The organism is Noviherbaspirillum sp. FW303-A3 (assembly GCF_058788695.1).
This window is the reverse complement of sequence record NZ_JBYTAZ010000002.1, coordinates 60457-76276: the sequence shown is the minus strand read 5'-3', so window position 1 is coordinate 76276 and position 15820 is coordinate 60457. Positions and strand designations below refer to the sequence as shown.

The following is a 15820-nucleotide window of genomic DNA, read 5'->3' as shown; positions in this document are numbered from 1 at the left end:
CATGACGACAAGAGCGACGGTGATGAGGGGCCAGTTCGGCATGATGATTCTCCTATACAGGGTGGATGGTTACGCCAGTCCGCATGGCTGACTCTCCCGTATAGGTACGAATGTGAATTTTCAGAAAAAAACTTTGCGGGACGATGCCAGCGCCGGAATTGGAATGCAGGCCGCCGGCGCGGTAATGTGGTGTCAAGACCAAGAAAGGCATCGACCATGGCAAAGAAAACCACCACTAGCGAGCAATTCCCCGATTGCGGCACGGCCACAGCGCACGCCCGGCATAGGGCGCGTTATTCGCACCGCGACTGGATCGCCTACCCGCTGCGCAATGGCGCAGGATGGGTAGCCGCCGCCAAGTCTGCCGCGGCCGTCAAGAAAGCGATGCTGGAGGCTGGTACCAACGGGCGCTGGTACATGTTCATGGCCAGCAATGCGTGGCCGCTGAAGATGTCGTGGCGCCTGGGTCTCATTCAATTGAACAACGCATCTGTGGGAGTCGCATAAATCATGCAAAACATCGGTGTGCTCACCGACGCCGATCTCGAAGCCGCAAGCGCGGTGGATGACGTGGATCAGGCACTTTACGGGCTGCAGGAAAAGGCAGGCATTACCGACGGCGGCGTTGCCGGGATGGTGTTCGCAGGCGACTACGAGGCCCGCTGGGCAACTGCGCAACGTAGCGAACGCATGGCGATGCTGCGCGAGTGGGTGCGCGTCGAGCAGTCGTATGAACGCTTGTACGCGGAGAACCGCGACAACAACAAACCGGACGAGCAGGGCTGATCGATGGGAAAGCAAAAAGTCTCGTATAGCTGTACCGAGTGCGGCGGCGTGTCCAGCAAATGGGCCGGGCAGTGCCCGTCCTGCGGGCAATGGAATACTCTCGTCGAATGCACGGTCGATACCGGCACCAATCGGTTCTCGGCGCAGTATCAGGGCATCGCTCAGACTGCGCCGGTCCTGAGCCTGTCGGACATCGAAGCGGCCGACGTGCCGCGCTTTGGCACCGGGATGGAGGAATTCGACCGAGTGTTGGGCGGCGGCCTCGTCGCCGGCGGCGTGGTCCTGATCGGCGGCGATCCCGGAGTGGGCAAGTCCACCTTGCTGCTGCAGGCGCTGGCGAACATGTCGCGGGAGAAAAAGACGCTGTACGTCAGCGGCGAAGAGTCCGGCGCGCAGATCGCGCTGCGGGCGAAGCGGCTCGCTATCGATGCCGGGGACCTGAAGCTGCAGGCGGAGATCCAGCTGGAAAAAATCCTCAATACGCTGGCGGAGCACAAACCCGAAGTCGCCGTCATCGACTCGATCCAGACCGTGTATTCCGACGCGTTGACCTCTGCGCCCGGTTCTGTGGCACAGGTGCGCGAATGCGCTGCGCAGTTGACGCGCGTGGCCAAGCAGTCGGGTACCACCATCATCCTGGTGGGCCATGTGACGAAAGAGGGCGCGCTGGCCGGGCCGCGCGTGCTCGAGCATATCGTCGACACCGTGCTGTATTTCGAGGGAGATACCCATTCGAGCTTTCGTCTCGTGCGTGCGTTTAAGAACAGATTCGGTGCAGTCAACGAGCTAGGATGCTTCTATATGGGGGAGAAAGGGCTGAAGGGCGTCTCCAACCCATCGGCGCTCTTCCTGTCTCAGCATGACAACCAGGTGCCCGGTTCCTGCGTCATGGTCACACAGGAAGGGACCCGCCCCTTGCTCGTGGAGATCCAGGCGCTGGTAGATACGTCCCATGTCCCTAACGCGCGGCGCTTGTCGGTCGGGCTGGAGCAGAACCGGCTGGCAATGCTGCTGGCGGTGTTACACCGGCACGCGGCGGTGGCCGCGTTCGACCAGGACGTGTTCATCAACGCGGTAGGCGGCGTGAAAATCACAGAACCGGCTGCGGACCTTGCGGTGCTACTGGCGATTCACTCGTCGATGCGCAACAAGCCTTTGCCGCGTGGGATGGTGGTATTCGGGGAAGTCGGACTGGCCGGGGAAATTCGCCCGACACCGCGCGGGCAGGAGCGCCTGCGTGAAGCGGCGAAGCTCGGCTTCTCGATTGCGGTGATCTCCAAGGCAAACGCGCCCAAGCAGAAGATCGAGGGGTTGACGGTGATCGGGGTGGACCGGATCGACGAAGCCCTCAACCGCGTGCGGGACCACCAATAGCATGTCGGCGTAAATGGACTTCAGGACTCCCGGCCGGTAGCCTGTGCATATTCATTCAAGGAGCGTAGCAATGCCTGATTATTTCGAGACGAACGGCCCGTATGCGGGCGACAAGCTGCTGCTGCAGCGTCTGGGACTTCCCGCGTGGACATCCACGAAGACATTCGAGGAAGTCTTTATCGGCGAAGTGCGCCCCTACCTGGTTGACGATGCGAGCAATCCGACGTCGATTAAGATCTACGTGAAGTGCTCGCCAGCGCAGTCCTACCGCTTCGAGATCGTCCGCGTGATCAACTCGACGGAAGACCCTGGCGCGGAAACGCTTGAAATGCGTACCGGTAGCGGCAGCCTGTCCGATTTCTGGCCAATGGCCTTGGCATTGGCATCGAATATGGTCAGCGTCACCGCGCCCAAGCGTGTCACCAACGACTAATCGGTGGTAACGATGACTGCCATCGCCCCGGCCACCTGCAACGGCTGCCGCCACAATTGGTACTCTGCGCCGGGTGGGCAACAGGGCTATCCAGGGTGTGAGCCAATCCTGCTGCAACCCCATTCCCGTTGCCTCGCACTCGACGCCTACATCCCGATGGTCGTGGAAAAGCAGAAGGGCTGTGACGGCACCACGTCAACCAAATGGATCAAGAGCGAGATGCCGCCCGCCTGCCCGATGTTGCCCCGTGCCCCGCAGGCGCCAAGGGATGCCTTGGCAGCGGTTTAGCGGTATCCTTGCGCAGGCGCAAATGATCAAACGGTGAATGACAAGGATTGCACGATGGGGAAAACGGTTTTTGGGCGACTGTGTATGACTGTAGCTGGCGCTCTTCTCGCCGGCTGTGCGGCGATCGGGCCGGTGGACTCGCCCGAATTTTCGGACCTCGCCGCTCGCGCGGTACCTGCTGAGAATGGCGTCGCCCGCATGACGGGCAGTGGCGTGTGGTATCCGAACGCGAAGGGTTTTACTGACCTTCGGAATGTGTTTCTTCAAAAGCCGGTCGACGGCATCCCGGGCGCACTCATCCTGACAGATAACGCAGTTCTTTTCGCGCAGTGGGAAGAAAAGAAAAGCGCGTTCGAGGTGATCAAGCGAATCCTCGTCAGCGATCTCGCATCGGCGGAAATTGATGAATACGGCGCAGGCCGGCGCCTGGTCCTCCGCAATAAGGACTTTTCCTACCAGTCGTTCACGTTCACCCGTGCGTCCGGCAATCTGGGCGACAGCGAGAAAACAGAGCGCGCCGTGCAATTCTTGAACGGCAAGCTTGCGTCTTCCCCGAAGGACAGCCGATGAATCGAAAGGGTGCTACCCGAGCGGATGGAAACGTGGCGAAGGTGCCGTCGGGTGCACAAACGTTCCTGGTTACTCATCAGGCGGCGTTCTATGACGACGCAGCGCGGGAACCGTTACGCGCCGCCCTCGCTGACGCATCCGTCGATCTGGGAGGGGATCGGCATCGGTTTTCGGATGGCAGCTTCCTGACGATTGATCCTTATACCTGCGCCGTGACCGCATCGGAAGCAGCGACCGACTGCAAGTGTTAAAGACGTAATGGTTGCTCTTGGGCTACCGGGATGAAGAAAAACGCCAATAATTTGGATGATTTTTTGTTCTGCCGGTATACAGCGTTATTAACCCCCAACAGGAGCACACCATGAAACAGCCACAACGCACGGCCGGCGTGAAAAATCTCATTTGCGACGTGATCGTGACACTGCCATCTCCCCGCCCGGTGAACGTGACGGAACTCGTGTTCGCACACATAGCCAGCAATCCTGCATGGAAACAGCGTTACGATGCCGAAGTGGCCTCCCTCGGCCTGGAGGTGGTGCATCAATGGGGCGGACGGCACCTGGCGCGCGTGCTCGGGCGACGGAGCGGACGGGTGGTCACGGCGCCGAATCATTCCTTGATCCAATCCTACACGGAGCTGCTGGAGTAGCTGCTGTCGCATATTCCGTGACGTCACGGTAATTGCTGGTCAGTGCCTGCCCCGGGAAAGTGTTATCTTCCTAGCACGCTAAATTCTCGGGGCGATACCGATGGAACGGTTGGAACATTTACTTTCCAGTGTGCGGCGTGCTCAGTCCGGCGGGCGAGGCACGCTTTCAACGGGCGAGGCGCTGGCCGCGGCCTTGGTATTGAACCGGCACGACTGGCTTTCGGAGATGGGTTACACCATTGCCCAGGCGATCGACCGCATCGACGACGACTGGGTGCCCCTGATTCCGAATGCAGCAAGGATGATCGACCAGGCTGATGCGGTCGTCGCAGAGGCCAAAGCCAGTGCACGGGAGGAAGTAGTATTGGCTGGGGTGGGCAAAGCCGGTGAAGAGATCGACCTGGTGGCCAAGCTTGTCACATACGGCCACGCGCCCGGATACCGCGACACCTCCTTCACGTTCGACGTGAACCGGCCGGGTTCCTCGGCGACATACCGCTTCTGTCTGCGCATCCGTGCAGAGGATGGCGAATCGGTGGTCCGGCACATCCTAGCGACGCACCGCTCCGCTTGGGAAGGCGGCAAGCCGCTGGACCACCAGGTTGGCGAAGCGCGGCCGCGGTGGATTGACCGGCTGTGACCGGCGGGCACCTAAATGGAAACGCCCCAGCCGTGATCCGGGTCCTGTACAGTAACAGCGGAACTTGATCTGCTCGATAGGAAGGAAATTGAATGAGCGTTGGCGATTTTCCCTTCGTTGCCCTGTGGGCCGTATTGATAGCGCTTGTCCCGGGAGCTTCTGCTGCCCCAAAGGCAACGGATATCGTAGGGCTGTCGCCGGGGATGAGTCCACAGGAGGTCGTCAGCGTCCTACGGAGCCATCAGCCATTGATGAAGATCGCTGTTGAACGAAGCACTTCCGATAATCCAGGTGCAATTACAACTATTCACGCTACTCTCCCTGCTGATCCACCTTACGCTCCCATGATGCACGAGGTGATTACCGTATATTTTGGGGTGATGACGCAAAAGGCTCTGCACATCAGCCGGATAGTGTTTTTGCATGCTAAGGAACAGCGGGTGCAACGTAAAACCGCTTTAGAGCATTTGATGAATAAGTACGGGCCGTCGACGAGTGTGGTTGACTGGGGCGGAAGCAGTCGACGCATGTGGATATTTGACGCAAAGGGTCAGCTGTTATCAGCGGCGGGTAGTTGTCACCCACCGCCCAGTCTAAACCCTCCCTCCATGGGAAACCCTGCCTGTGGTATCGGTCTGGACGCCGTCGTTGGCGAGATAGATGACGAGTTGGCCAAACACATCTCCGTAAAGGTTCATGACCACCGGCTCATCGCTGAGGAGACGTCACGGCAGAAAGCGAAATATGACCGGGAGCGGGACACCGCAATCAAGGAGTCCCCCAAACGCATGCCTAGACTGTAAGGGGCGACGGTCATAATCCCCACGTCCCAGTTAGGGCGGTCGGTTTCAGTGCCTGGCCAGCCGGTTACTGGTACTTGCCCGGCGTCCATCCTTGTACAGGGCGTCCGCGATCGGCGGCGTCCTGGCAGAACCGGTCGTACATCGCCCGTCCTTCCGGGCGCAGCAACAGCCGCCGCTGGTCGCTCCGGCCGTCTTCCCACGCCATCACCCATCCCTGCTTCACGCATTCTTCAATGTCCCACCGCAGTGGGGCAGGGCAGGTGACCTTTTGCGTAGGGTCGTCATCCTGTAGTCGGGCGAGTCGGTGAAGAACGGCAAACCACGCATGCAAGCGAGTCTGGGTATCAGCATCGTCGATGGACGCCGGCGAGATGAACCAGGGGACGACACCGACGCGTGCATGCAGCTTGACCGCTTCGGCGCCCAGCTCCGGCTGGGCAGCCACCAACGGATCCAATGCGGCGGCTGCAACAGGTACGTCTTCAATCGCCTCAGCGTCGTCCGCCGTGAACGGAAGGTGATCGAAGGAAGATGCGGTGATGGTGTAACCACAGTCGGCTAGGCGTGCCTGAAAGCGTGCATCATCCAGCGCCGCGACCGCACCGGATTCAGCCAGGTCGCCCATGGCAGTGAGGAAGGCGGCATGCGTGTTGAAGCCCAGCGCCGCTGCGATGGCCTCGCTTAAGTGGGCAGAGCGGATGTCGGGGTAATGGCGCCTCAGGTACTTCTTGAAGAAATTGAGCGCGGCAGGGGTAATGCAAAGAGCAGCCATGATGGTCTCCGGATCACTTGGTCGAGTCTGCCGATTACGCATCGACCAACAGGTCGAAGAACACATGGATGGATTGCTGATGCTGCAAGACTGATTTAACCGCGGCAGCAGGTTGGGCTCAGAAGCCGAGGGAAAGTGTAGCAGACCGGCTGCTGCAGTGGATCAGGCGGGTTGGCGAAATCCCGGGCGCGGCGCGGCTCCAGCGGTGCCGGCATCGCGTCGGAAGCGGCATGACGGGTAGCGCGAACAGCCGTAAAAGGGGCCGTACTGGCTCACCCGGCGTACCAGGACGCCACTGCCGCACTTCGGACACGGTTCCACCTCGACCGCATTGCCCTCGTCGTCAACGGTCGACACCGAGATCATTTCACGCAGGCTTTCGTCGCCTATCAGCTCGCTGACAAAAGGGGAGGGACTGGCCTGGCGCGCAAGGAGGATGACCTTGTGGCGCGCGCGTGTCAGCGCCACGTACATCAGGCGGCGCTCTTCGGCATAAGGCGGCGTTGTCTCCGGATGCGGCATGACAAGCGCAATGAGCGGGTCGTCGGTAATGGTGGACGGGAACGAATATGCACTTCCGGCGATCAGCCCCATCAGAATCACGAAATCCGCTTCCGCGCCCTTGGCCCGGTGGATCGTTCGCTGGTCAATGACGAGCGCGCGCTCGATGTCGCGCGGCACGGTTGGCAGGTGGTTGAACGCATGGTTATACCGATTCAGCACAAGGACAGTAGGCCGCGGCTTGCCACGGGTCAGCTCGGCGATCTCGGCAAGGGCCGCCAGGTACAGCGGGCCGACACTGTCCTTGGACTGGTACAAGCGCACGTCGACCACGCTTGACTTGTCCTGGCTGACTGCGCGCACGGTCTTTCCTGGCTCGCCGCCCTTGCCGGAGATGAAGTGGGAGGACACGTCCGCGATGCCCTGATTGCAGCGGTATGTCTGCGACAGGTACATCTTGCGCGTGGCTCCGAAGGTGGCGCCGAAATGCTTGAACAGCGACAGATCCGAGCCGGCGAAGCGGTAGATCGACTGCCAGTCGTCGCCGACCGCGAACAGCTTGCAGGTCGGAGCCTGCGCCAGCAGTGCCTTGACCAGCTTGGCGCGCGACTGCGAGATGTCCTGGAACTCGTCGATCAGGATGAGCTTGTAGGGATGCTTGTAGGATCCCTCGGCGACCAGCTTGCATGCCTGCAGGATCAGATCCTCGAAATCGACCTCGTCGCGCGCGGCCAACTCCCGGTTGTAGGCGTCTACCAGCGGTACCGCGAGGGCGGCGAACATTTTTTCACGGTGACCATGACTCTTGGCCCGTTCCTTAATTTGCGCCTCGGTCGCCTCGTTGGACTTGGCATGCTTGATGAAGGTGGTGAGCACCGATCGGACGAACTCCCGGTATTCGCCCTTCTGCCGGTCGTTGAGCAGTTGCAGGACATCGGCGGCGCTACGCGGCTTGCGGGCCTGCCCCCGCGCGGCGAACTCGCGTTCGAGCGAGGGGAACAGCGTGCCGGAAACGAACGCATCGAAGGTGGTCTCGATCACCTTGGTACCCATGCGCGCATGCTCCTCGCGTTTCCACTCCATCGACGCCCGGTACTTGTCGCCGAAGGCCGCCGGAGGCTTGCCATGCTTATCCAGCGCGTAGTGCTCGATGTAGCAGTCGATCTCCGGCAGGTAGAAATCCGGGCGGTACTGGCGGTGTTCTTGTGTCGCCGTGCGGTATTTGTACGGCTTTTCGTAGGCGTACGGCACGCCTTGCAGGAACAGCCAGTTAGCGATCGCCAGTTCGCCCTGTGACTTGACCATCTCACCTTGCAGGGTCTGGTAGCCGCGCTGCCCATCTCGGAAAGTGGCCGTCTGCGCCACGTAGGTATTCCAGTCCTCCAGCGTGCGGAAGGTGGCAGGGTGCTGGGCCGGTTTGATGTAGAGTGCCCGAAACATCACCCATTCGCGCATGAAGGCGGCGTCGCGCTCGAGCAGGCGCTCGATCATGGTCTCGAAGAACGCCGCGTCCGGTTCCTGATTGTTCTTGCCGATGTCCGAGATCGAGGGTTTCTCGCCGCTGGCGCGCGCAATGATGTCCTGCCCGAGTGCATGGAAGGTGCGTACCGTGATCTTGCTGGTATCGGCCAGCGTGCCGAGCTTGTCGTCGATGCGCGCGCGAACCTGCTCGGCCACGGAGCGGTTGAAGGCCACCACAAGGATATCCTCCGGCTGCACGTAGCGCCGCGTCAGCACATACCCGACCTTGGCGATGACGACGGACGTCTTGCCCGAGCCGGCCGCCGCGATGACCTGGTTGCGGTCTTCCATGGCCACGCAGGCGAGGCGCTGTTCCTGCGACAGCGGCTTGCTCTCGACGGTGTCGAAATAGTCCTTGTGCGCGGCGATCTCGGCCTCGACGAATTCGGTGTTGCGTTTGTCGATACGGGCCTGCATGTCGGTCAGCAGGCGATACACCTCCGCGAACTTCCCGGTGGCGCCAACCGAGGTCGACCGGTCGAAAAGAGGATGGGTGAAGAACTCCCGCACTTGCGCCAGGCCCGGCCTGCCGGCGAGCCATTGATCGACGTTGTAGCGGGCGAGGTAGCCGTCGTGTCCCAGCAGCGCGTCGAAGTCGGAGACCGCATTGCCGGTGTTCTTGGACGCGGCTTCGGCCGCCGCGACGACTGCCTTGGATACAGCTTCGCGCAGCGCACGGTTGATGCGGTCAGCGTCGTCCTGGGTGGCCTCGATTTTATGCTTGTGGCCGTTGCGGAATGTGATGGTCAGGGGCAGCCAGACATGGCCATGGTCCAGCGTGACGGCGACGATATCGAGGTAGGGGACGGGTGCCCCGTGGTCGATCGACAGGCCTTCAGGCTTGAGGTTGAGCGACCACCGACCTGTGTCGGTAAGAAGCCGGCCGAAAAAACCCGCGCTGAAGTACATGGTGACGTCACTGGTGGAAATGGCATCACTGTAACAACTTTTGGGGAGCGGCAAGAAAATTTGCACCTGATGGAGCAAAAACAGCCCCTGAACAGGGTTCTACATCGCCATCAACTACATCAGGAAGAAATCATGAGCCATATTTCCTTTCAGCCGTGGGTCGGCGGGCACTATAACGGCCCGAACCGTTTCGGCGCCAAGGTGCTCGTCCTGGGCGAATCCCATCACGGGCGTGCTGCCGAGATGCATCAGGAATTCACGAAAGAGACGGTTGAGGAGCTGGGGCAGCAGAAGCGCCATCCGTTCTTCACGACGATGGCCAAGTTCCTGAGCGGCATGGACGCCAGCCGCTGGATTTCGGACAGCGACCGTGCCGAGGTATGGGACCACGTCGCTTTCTACAATTTCGTCCAGGAGACCGTCGGGGATTTCAGGGATAGTAGGCCAACGCAGCAAATGTGGGCACGCGGCGGGCAGGCGCTGCCGGAGCTGCTGGCGCGGCTGCGCCCGGACATCATGGTCGTGACCGGCTTTGAGCTCGCCAGCCATCTTCCGCCGTTACCGGCGGAGTTGGAAGTGGTGCAGATCAGGCACCCGGCTTCAGGCTTTTCGTATGCACGCTGGAACCCGTGCCTGCAGGCCGCCGTTGAACGGGTGACCCGGCAGTAGTAGCGGGACGCCGGCGGTCAGGATTTCGAGGGCGGGGCGTTACCCCGGTTGCCGCCGGATTTGTTGCCCGTCGTGCTCGGCCAGCCGCCCGGCGGGCCGTACCCGCGGCCGGTGCTTCCACCTTTACCTGTACCGCCAGCGGTCCTGCCGCCAGTGGTGGTGCCGCCACTCTTTCCGCCACCGCTTTTTCCTGCAGACATGATTCGTCCTTCAGCTATTGAAGATGTAAGCCTAGAGTGTAGGACAGCGAAGGGCGAGCGCAAGGGACGCCGGGGAGGTGCCGCGGTTTTACCCGCGGCAATAGGGAGTGGAAGGTGTTCCGTCAGTTTTGCAGGGTGAACAGGCGGGGGCAGGCATTTGCCGCTACGCCTGTGTCTCGGCACAACTGCAGTCGGTTCATCGTCGCTTCGACCAGATCCTCGCGGCGCACCTGGAGCGCGGGCAACGTGGTCAACGCCTGCCGGTTCGATGCACGAATAATGCGCGGCTCTTCGGCCAGCCAGCTCGAGATGCATTTATCGACGGCGCGGCGCACGCGGCTCGATTCGGACATGCTCGGCCCGTAGTTGTTCAGTGCCCCGGACGTCGCACAGTCGAGCTGGGTGCCGAAGACGTCGTGGCTCTTCGGCGCGGCGAAAGCATTGAGGGAGACAAGCAGGACTGCAGCGAGGGCGAAACGTTTCATGGTTCTCCTTAGTAGTAAATGCGGTGGGCGTTCGGTGCGCCAGGACACGCTGAACATAACCGGCGGCCATTAGACGACGGACGCTGGGTGCGGGGTATCCCATGATGTAGGGAGCCCGCGCTCTTTTGTTCAAATCCCTTGATGGCGGTCAGGACAGCACCTCATTGCCCACCATGTCACGCGGTTGCGATCCATGAGCCCATCGTAGAGGGCAGGGCAGACGGAATCCAATTACGGGTAGCGCAGCGCGATGCCGCGGGTAGCCATGGGCTGTGCGAATGTCTTGCGCGTTGATTCGGCAGGTACGAGGCGGCAAAATGGCTGCCATTGTTTGCCACGACCTCCTCACATGACCGAAACCACCGCCGCGCTTTGTGCCAAGCCCCTCATCGGCGTGCTGATGTGGATTGGATCTCTATGTGCGAGTAACCAGTTGCTGGGTGACGCGACGGTCAGTCTCTCCCTGCCGGGAGAGGTGCTGGCGAGAGAGGTGCTGGTGCCGATGAACGAGCGGTACCGGCTCACGGCGTCATTCCGTTACGCCGACCGAGCAGCGTATGACGCGCCTAGCGCCGCCGGCGGCGTTGCGCACGCTTCACACCCAGCGTGCAAGAGTGCGCAGCAGTACGATGCGCTGGGCGAGGTGGAGCGCGCGGCACTCGGCGCGCAGATCGCACTTCGGGTGACCATTGCTGAGCCAAGCGGGAAAGTTGTCTCTCGTACGACCTTTGCGTCACGGTGCGTGCAGAGCTGGGGGCATCTCACCAAGTCGCGGGAATTCGGCTGGATCGACCTGAAGAAAGGGCGTTACGTGGTGAGCGTGGAGAACCTGGTGGGCGTTCCGGCTTCCGGAGAAACGGTGACTCTGTCGTTGACCGGAGCCGGAGCGGGGTATCCGTAATGAAGCCGACTTGGCCGTCGGGTCACCCAGCGGCGCTGTGCAATTCCGGGAAGAGGAACTCGATCAAGGGGTCAAGATCCCGGTTCTGAATATAGCCCGGATTCTTTCGGTTTGCTTTGTAGTCGGCGATATTCCGGTAGCACCTTGAACCCACTTGAAGAGCACGAAGTTCGGCTTCTCGCGCATATGCTCGTATCGCGAAGGCGATATAGCGATAGTAGTGGCGATAACTGTTGAAGATGAGGTTTTCCACTCCTTGCAGGTCGGCAACATCTAAACCAATGACGCAACCCTCGCGAAGCGAGTAGAGAGCACTGAACAACATTCGATAATTCCGGGGAAGCGGAATGGAGGGCTCCACCTTTAGGCCTGGGCACGCCTCAAAGAGAGCCTGGACGTAGTGGTCCCATACCTCTTCCTGATAACGCCTTGCAGCCTGGTCTAAGCCGGCTCGGATCCAGAAGTTCCCAAACTCGTTAGCGGTGTTGTCGTATGGAGAGCCCATGCCATACAGCCTCTGAATTGTATTGTTGAACGGTTCTGACGCCGTGCCACGATTTGCACGCTGCCGTTCTAACGTCCGCGAGATGGGAATGGCGTCCTTTTGGGCCTTTTGTTGAAGAAGGCGTCTTTCACGCTCAGTCCGCTCAAACCGAACTGCTTCAGACTCTGCTGTGTCGAGTGAGTTTTTGGACTGCCACTGGGCGGAGGCTTCGGAGAGAGTGGGTGTTGCACTCGCGTGTTGCGCATGCTCCCGCGCCTTGACTGCAAGCTGGGATTTCAGATCGACGAGTGCCTTGTCGTAGTCGAAGAAAAACAACCGCTGCCGCTCGTAATCGGCTCGCAGCTGGGAGAGGGTGACCTCCTGTTCTCGCCACTCGTTCATGATGATCCGTTCACGGAGCACAGGCTCTTCCCATCGGCACATCAAGTGGAACTCCCCCGTCTGCACTGAATGCTCGACGGTTTCGGCAGTCACGTAGAACAGGTTCGAGTTATTGTTGTAGAAGACATCGCGCTCCGTGAAGCGCATTTCCCCTTCCTTGACGAGCTCGGCATCAAAGATCCAGAGCAGCAATCCCCCGTTGCGCTGATAGAAGTCGCGCCGTCCTGCAATCACGGTAAGAAACGTGGTTGAAAGCTGAATTTCAAGGGCGAGCAGGCGCTCTTTCCATGCCGCTTGCACGTCTGGCCGGCGCCACTCGCGCCAGTCGCCGTCCCGCGACCGCACCATCGCCTCCAGTTGCACCGACTCCGCCGGGATCGTCCTGTCCGCCAGCAGGGAGGTCTGCAGCATGGTTTTGATCGCGCGATGGCGGGCGGACTCCTTGGCGCCATCGTATTTCATGGCGTTGATCTGTTCCGGACTCAGGTTGTGGTCGTACCGGTATGGGCACTGCGCCTGTGGATCGTTGGGATGGCGGAAGTAGAAGGTGCGGTCCGCAAAGGCGCGCACCGACAACGGGGACAGGCAGAGCGGGCAATGGTACCGCGTCGTTCCCCCGCGCAGCCGCGCTGTCTCGTCGTCCATCCGCTGTTTATGTTGGACAGCGCTTCCCTGTGAAAAGATCACGCCGACCGGATAGATGCGCCCTGACTCGAGGTCGATCACTTCCGGCACGGTTGGGCGATTTGGGCTGATGTTAGACACGGTGCAAACGACTCGCAAGAGCATGCGGCCCGCATAGGATAGACCAAAGTTCGGGCCGCATGTGGTCGCGTTACCCCGCTTCGGCCGGGAACAGCAACGATCCGCGCTTGGGCGAATACTGCGCGCCGGCGTCGCGGGCGAACAGCAGGTCTTCCCGAGGCATGCCCTTGGACGCCAGCTCGTCGATCAGTTCATCGGTCAACGGAACGGTGTCACGGTTCAGGAACACCTCGTCCAGACGCCGGGAGAACGATTCCACTTGCCACATCGCCTCGCGCAGCGTGTCGATATCGTACCCATGGATCGCCCGGCGGCCCACCACCTCATCCTGGATGTCTGCGACAAAGGCGTCACCCGCAAGGGAAAAGCTGCCGTTCCAACGCACTTCGAGACTGTCGCCGTGGTCCTGAAGGTGGGGGCCGCACGGTGTGTTTTGCCAGCATAGCGGCATGGCCAAGCCTTCGTTGGGCTCCAGTAGCCACGCATCGCCGCGGCCGTCCGAAAACAGGATCAGTGGACGATTGATGATTTCCGGACCGGTGATGACAAGCTTTCCGCGGCGTTGCAGCGTTGCGTCGATCATAGCCTGGCACTCGCGGGCGAGGGATGGGCGGTCGGTTTCTCGTCGTTGCGTCTCGGCGGCGCATTGGGTCACATGGTGCCAATGGTTGTAGCCGGCACCACGTGCAACCCGGTCGAGGGCCTCGGTGTGGGTGACTTTGTGCTTCTGCTTGGTTTTCTTGGCCTGTTGCTTCAGCTTTTCAACAGCAACGGCGGAGGTGGGGATAAAGCGCATTTCCAGTGTCCTTTCTGCCATGAGCCAGCATCAGTGCCCACGTCCGACAAGCTCGCGCAGCGAGGTCAATGGAAAACAGGGTGAAACGATCGTCCCGTCCGGGTCCGCCAAGGTGGGCAGCAGGCTTCGATCCAGCCTGCCGTTACTCTACGACACCTGGAGCAGCAGCGCAATAACACTCAGTCACCGCCGGCGGAGTCCGGCGCGTCCTGCCCGAATGGCAGGCGGGTGGCGACACAAAATGCGCCGTCAACTGCGGGGATCCACGTTTTGCAGTAGGGACAGGCGAAGTGCCTGGAGTAGGCGGGGTGAGACGGCGCGCATTCAAAGCACATCAGCTCGAAGCGGCGGCGGCAATGTTGGCAGCTCTGGATGGATGTCGACAAAGCAAAGTTGTGGCAGCGAGAAACACAGAGAAATTTTATCAAGGCTGTCCGTTGAGCGCTGTCACGGGTCCTTGTTTCCACGGAACTCGTTGCCGTACATGACGGTCGTCCAATCATGTAACTGGGTGGAACAGGACGAAAGATGGTGACGAAGGATATTGTTGAGAGGATGAAAGCCGGCGGCGTCGAGCAGATCGACCCGGACACGGCCGCCGAGGTCTACGCGCACATGCTGGCGCTGCTCCAGGACGTGCTGCCGGCGGCGGACATCGAGCGCTTCATCCTGATCGGCACCGTGATGTACCAGAACAGCATCCGGTCGCAGCAGTTGCAGATCCCCGGGGGCGTAAAGTCCGTGTCATCGGTCGATCCCCTCGGGCCGCTGATGTAGCGACGCTATCCTTGGTGCTGAGCAATCTTCTCGCGCATTAGAGGGGTGTTTCGAGTAAAAAATATCAACGAGGCATCATGATTAGCTGCATAATGCATATAAGCAGCTAATTTCGTCACGGTGATACGGCCCCGCTGCCGCCGCGCCGGTCCCCATGGACCTATATCAAACACGGTGACGCGATACGGAGTAGGGTGGGTCGTGGGTTCATTCGCCGGAGGTTGCCATGTCTCTCAATGAAGTCGATACGACACTGTTTGAGAAGGCCGTCCGCGAGGCTCCAGAAGGGACCGTGTTCATACAGCGCTGGCAAAACCGTTACCTGACCACGGACGCCACCGGCCCGATTCATTTCCGGCTGGTGTTCGAGCAGGCCGCCCACACGATGGCCGCCTACGAGCGCGCCGGAGTCACACTTCGCCAGGATGGCGGCGCTGCGCAAGACTGCGCGATCTTCGAGACCACTGACCGCGAGCTTGCGCTGCGCTACGGCTTCTTGCCCGAGCGTCGACCATAGCCCTTTGCAGTAAAGCCGGTGGTGGTCGCCACCGGCCGGCACTGATGGAGTATTACGCCAGCGGATCGTCCTGCTGGTTCGCGAACAACTGCCGCAACTCCTCAAGCCGGGGAGTCGATCCCTCTGCATGCTTTTCCATCTGATGGGGCTGGTATGCCCCCTGCGGCGGGTAGCGCAAGCGGTGCTTCGGCTCAAACGGATCGTCCTCGGTAACCCTCAGCCATGCGCCCAGCACTTCCTTCACGCACGACTGGCACAACACGCTTTCAACCAGGTTGCCATCCCCGAACTCGGAGCCGTACCCGGCCCGGTAGGAAATGATCAGCGCCTCCTGCATCTCGATGAAGTCGGACTCCGCGCTCATGGTCCGGGCGCAGCGGTGGCAGGTACAAATCATGGAAAACTCCTCGCAGAACGTAACGACCGGCGAGCGCAGCCACAACGGCTGGCGCCGCGTTACCGAGGAGAGGGGCGATGTGCCCAGGGGAGTGGGTGCGACTATATGCCCGTGACTGCCCGGGTGTCAACCTGTCCGATCACCAGGAAAGTTTCTATATGGGCGTGCCGGAAACAAGTTT

General features: G+C 60.7%; 20 protein-coding genes. 13 read left to right on the top strand and 7 right to left on the bottom strand.

What is annotated here, in order from left to right:
• Window positions 1–216: 216 nt before the first annotated feature.
• The 9 genes from AC3WOY_RS26480 (at window position 217) to AC3WOY_RS26440 (ending at window position 5543) form a co-directional block, all read left to right on the top strand.
• On the top strand, window positions 217–507 hold the full coding sequence (locus AC3WOY_RS26480) for a hypothetical protein (RefSeq protein WP_492429462.1): 291 nt from the start codon (window positions 217–219) through the stop codon (window positions 505–507).
• A gap of 3 nt (window positions 508–510) precedes the next feature.
• Window positions 511–786, top strand: a complete 276-nt coding sequence (locus AC3WOY_RS26475; protein ID WP_492429461.1) for a hypothetical protein — start codon at window positions 511–513, stop codon at window positions 784–786.
• A 3-nt stretch (window positions 787–789) separates the two neighbouring features.
• Window positions 790–2160: a DNA repair protein RadA gene (radA, locus tag AC3WOY_RS26470; protein ID WP_492429460.1), complete on the top strand. Its 1371-nt coding sequence runs from the start codon at window positions 790–792 to the stop codon at window positions 2158–2160.
• Window positions 2161–2230: 70 nt separating this feature from the next.
• Window positions 2231–2593: a hypothetical protein gene (locus AC3WOY_RS26465; protein ID WP_492429459.1), complete on the top strand. Its 363-nt coding sequence runs from the start codon at window positions 2231–2233 to the stop codon at window positions 2591–2593.
• A 3-nt stretch (window positions 2594–2596) separates the two neighbouring features.
• Window positions 2597–2881, top strand: coding sequence for a hypothetical protein (locus AC3WOY_RS26460; RefSeq protein WP_492429458.1), 285 nt, complete (start codon window positions 2597–2599; stop codon window positions 2879–2881).
• Window positions 2882–2914: 33 nt separating this feature from the next.
• Window positions 2915–3451: a hypothetical protein gene (locus AC3WOY_RS26455; protein ID WP_492429457.1), complete on the top strand. Its 537-nt coding sequence runs from the start codon at window positions 2915–2917 to the stop codon at window positions 3449–3451.
• Between the two features lie 361 nt (window positions 3452–3812).
• Complete coding sequence (locus tag AC3WOY_RS26450; protein ID WP_492429456.1) at window positions 3813–4100, top strand: hypothetical protein; 288 nt, start codon at window positions 3813–3815, stop codon at window positions 4098–4100.
• Between the two features lie 100 nt (window positions 4101–4200).
• Entirely contained in the window at window positions 4201–4740 is a 540-nt protein-coding gene (locus AC3WOY_RS26445; RefSeq protein ID WP_492429455.1) for a hypothetical protein, read from the top strand.
• Between the two features lie 92 nt (window positions 4741–4832).
• Window positions 4833–5543, top strand: coding sequence for a hypothetical protein (locus tag AC3WOY_RS26440; RefSeq protein ID WP_492429454.1), 711 nt, complete (start codon window positions 4833–4835; stop codon window positions 5541–5543).
• A gap of 64 nt (window positions 5544–5607) precedes the next feature.
• Here the strand turns inward: AC3WOY_RS26440 and AC3WOY_RS26435 are convergent, their stop codons facing one another.
• Complete coding sequence (locus AC3WOY_RS26435) at window positions 5608–6315, bottom strand: hypothetical protein (protein WP_492429453.1); 708 nt, start codon at window positions 6313–6315, stop codon at window positions 5608–5610.
• 162 nt (window positions 6316–6477) lie between these two features.
• The gene (locus AC3WOY_RS26430) at window positions 6478–9246 is read right to left on the bottom strand and encodes a UvrD-helicase domain-containing protein (protein WP_492429452.1); all 2769 of its coding nucleotides are present in this window, start codon (window positions 9244–9246) and stop codon (window positions 6478–6480) included.
• Window positions 9247–9378: 132 nt separating this feature from the next.
• Between AC3WOY_RS26430 and AC3WOY_RS26425 the strand changes: the two genes are divergently transcribed.
• Entirely contained in the window at window positions 9379–9915 is a 537-nt protein-coding gene (locus tag AC3WOY_RS26425; protein ID WP_492429451.1) for a hypothetical protein, read from the top strand.
• A 17-nt stretch (window positions 9916–9932) separates the two neighbouring features.
• Here the strand turns inward: AC3WOY_RS26425 and AC3WOY_RS26420 are convergent, their stop codons facing one another.
• Together AC3WOY_RS26420 and AC3WOY_RS26415 are read right to left on the bottom strand one after the other, a co-directional pair.
• The gene (locus AC3WOY_RS26420; protein ID WP_492429450.1) at window positions 9933–10115 is read right to left on the bottom strand and encodes a hypothetical protein; all 183 of its coding nucleotides are present in this window, start codon (window positions 10113–10115) and stop codon (window positions 9933–9935) included.
• A 122-nt stretch (window positions 10116–10237) separates the two neighbouring features.
• A complete protein-coding gene (locus AC3WOY_RS26415) occupies window positions 10238–10600 on the bottom strand; it encodes a hypothetical protein (protein ID WP_492429449.1) in 363 nt (120 codons plus the stop codon).
• A 331-nt stretch (window positions 10601–10931) separates the two neighbouring features.
• Here AC3WOY_RS26415 and AC3WOY_RS26410 point away from each other — a divergent pair, with 331 nt between their 5' ends.
• Complete coding sequence (locus AC3WOY_RS26410) at window positions 10932–11501, top strand: DUF5625 family protein (RefSeq protein WP_492429448.1); 570 nt, start codon at window positions 10932–10934, stop codon at window positions 11499–11501.
• 22 nt (window positions 11502–11523) lie between these two features.
• Here the strand turns inward: AC3WOY_RS26410 and AC3WOY_RS26405 are convergent, their stop codons facing one another.
• Window positions 11524–13152, bottom strand: a complete 1629-nt coding sequence (locus tag AC3WOY_RS26405) for a DUF6035 family protein (protein ID WP_492429447.1) — start codon at window positions 13150–13152, stop codon at window positions 11524–11526.
• A 70-nt stretch (window positions 13153–13222) separates the two neighbouring features.
• Complete coding sequence (locus AC3WOY_RS26400) at window positions 13223–13948, bottom strand: hypothetical protein (protein ID WP_492429446.1); 726 nt, start codon at window positions 13946–13948, stop codon at window positions 13223–13225.
• 528 nt (window positions 13949–14476) lie between these two features.
• Here AC3WOY_RS26400 and AC3WOY_RS26395 point away from each other — a divergent pair.
• Window positions 14477–14725, top strand: coding sequence for a hypothetical protein (locus tag AC3WOY_RS26395; RefSeq protein WP_492429445.1), 249 nt, complete (start codon window positions 14477–14479; stop codon window positions 14723–14725).
• A 226-nt stretch (window positions 14726–14951) separates the two neighbouring features.
• Complete coding sequence (locus AC3WOY_RS26390) at window positions 14952–15242, top strand: hypothetical protein (protein ID WP_492429444.1); 291 nt, start codon at window positions 14952–14954, stop codon at window positions 15240–15242.
• A gap of 52 nt (window positions 15243–15294) precedes the next feature.
• Here AC3WOY_RS26390 and AC3WOY_RS26385 read toward each other — a convergent pair whose 3' ends face one another.
• Window positions 15295–15639: a hypothetical protein gene (locus tag AC3WOY_RS26385; protein ID WP_492429443.1), complete on the bottom strand. Its 345-nt coding sequence runs from the start codon at window positions 15637–15639 to the stop codon at window positions 15295–15297.
• Window positions 15640–15820 lie beyond the last annotated feature (181 nt).

Excerpts from the sequence above, each read along its gene's own strand:
- AC3WOY_RS26475 (WP_492429461.1), top strand. The coding sequence starts at position 511 with ATGCAAAACATCGGTGTGCTCACCGACGCCGATCTCGAAGCCGCAAGC.
- AC3WOY_RS26395 (WP_492429445.1), top strand. The coding sequence starts at position 14,477 with ATGGTGACGAAGGATATTGTTGAGAGGATGAAAGCCGGCGGCGTCGAG.
- AC3WOY_RS26415 (WP_492429449.1), bottom strand. The coding sequence starts at position 10,600 with ATGAAACGTTTCGCCCTCGCTGCAGTCCTGCTTGTCTCCCTCAATGCT.
- AC3WOY_RS26480 (WP_492429462.1), top strand. The coding sequence starts at position 217 with ATGGCAAAGAAAACCACCACTAGCGAGCAATTCCCCGATTGCGGCACG.
- AC3WOY_RS26390 (WP_492429444.1), top strand. The coding sequence starts at position 14,952 with ATGTCTCTCAATGAAGTCGATACGACACTGTTTGAGAAGGCCGTCCGC.
- AC3WOY_RS26435 (WP_492429453.1), bottom strand. The coding sequence starts at position 6,315 with ATGGCTGCTCTTTGCATTACCCCTGCCGCGCTCAATTTCTTCAAGAAG.
- AC3WOY_RS26385 (WP_492429443.1), bottom strand. The coding sequence starts at position 15,639 with ATGATTTGTACCTGCCACCGCTGCGCCCGGACCATGAGCGCGGAGTCC.
- AC3WOY_RS26450 (WP_492429456.1), top strand. The coding sequence starts at position 3,813 with ATGAAACAGCCACAACGCACGGCCGGCGTGAAAAATCTCATTTGCGAC.
- AC3WOY_RS26430 (WP_492429452.1), bottom strand. The coding sequence starts at position 9,246 with ATGTACTTCAGCGCGGGTTTTTTCGGCCGGCTTCTTACCGACACAGGT.
- radA (WP_492429460.1), top strand. The coding sequence starts at position 790 with ATGGGAAAGCAAAAAGTCTCGTATAGCTGTACCGAGTGCGGCGGCGTG.
- AC3WOY_RS26425 (WP_492429451.1), top strand. The coding sequence starts at position 9,379 with ATGAGCCATATTTCCTTTCAGCCGTGGGTCGGCGGGCACTATAACGGC.
- AC3WOY_RS26440 (WP_492429454.1), top strand. The coding sequence starts at position 4,833 with ATGAGCGTTGGCGATTTTCCCTTCGTTGCCCTGTGGGCCGTATTGATA.
- AC3WOY_RS26445 (WP_492429455.1), top strand. The coding sequence starts at position 4,201 with ATGGAACGGTTGGAACATTTACTTTCCAGTGTGCGGCGTGCTCAGTCC.
- AC3WOY_RS26420 (WP_492429450.1), bottom strand. The coding sequence starts at position 10,115 with ATGTCTGCAGGAAAAAGCGGTGGCGGAAAGAGTGGCGGCACCACCACT.
- AC3WOY_RS26400 (WP_492429446.1), bottom strand. The coding sequence starts at position 13,948 with ATGCGCTTTATCCCCACCTCCGCCGTTGCTGTTGAAAAGCTGAAGCAA.
- AC3WOY_RS26465 (WP_492429459.1), top strand. The coding sequence starts at position 2,231 with ATGCCTGATTATTTCGAGACGAACGGCCCGTATGCGGGCGACAAGCTG.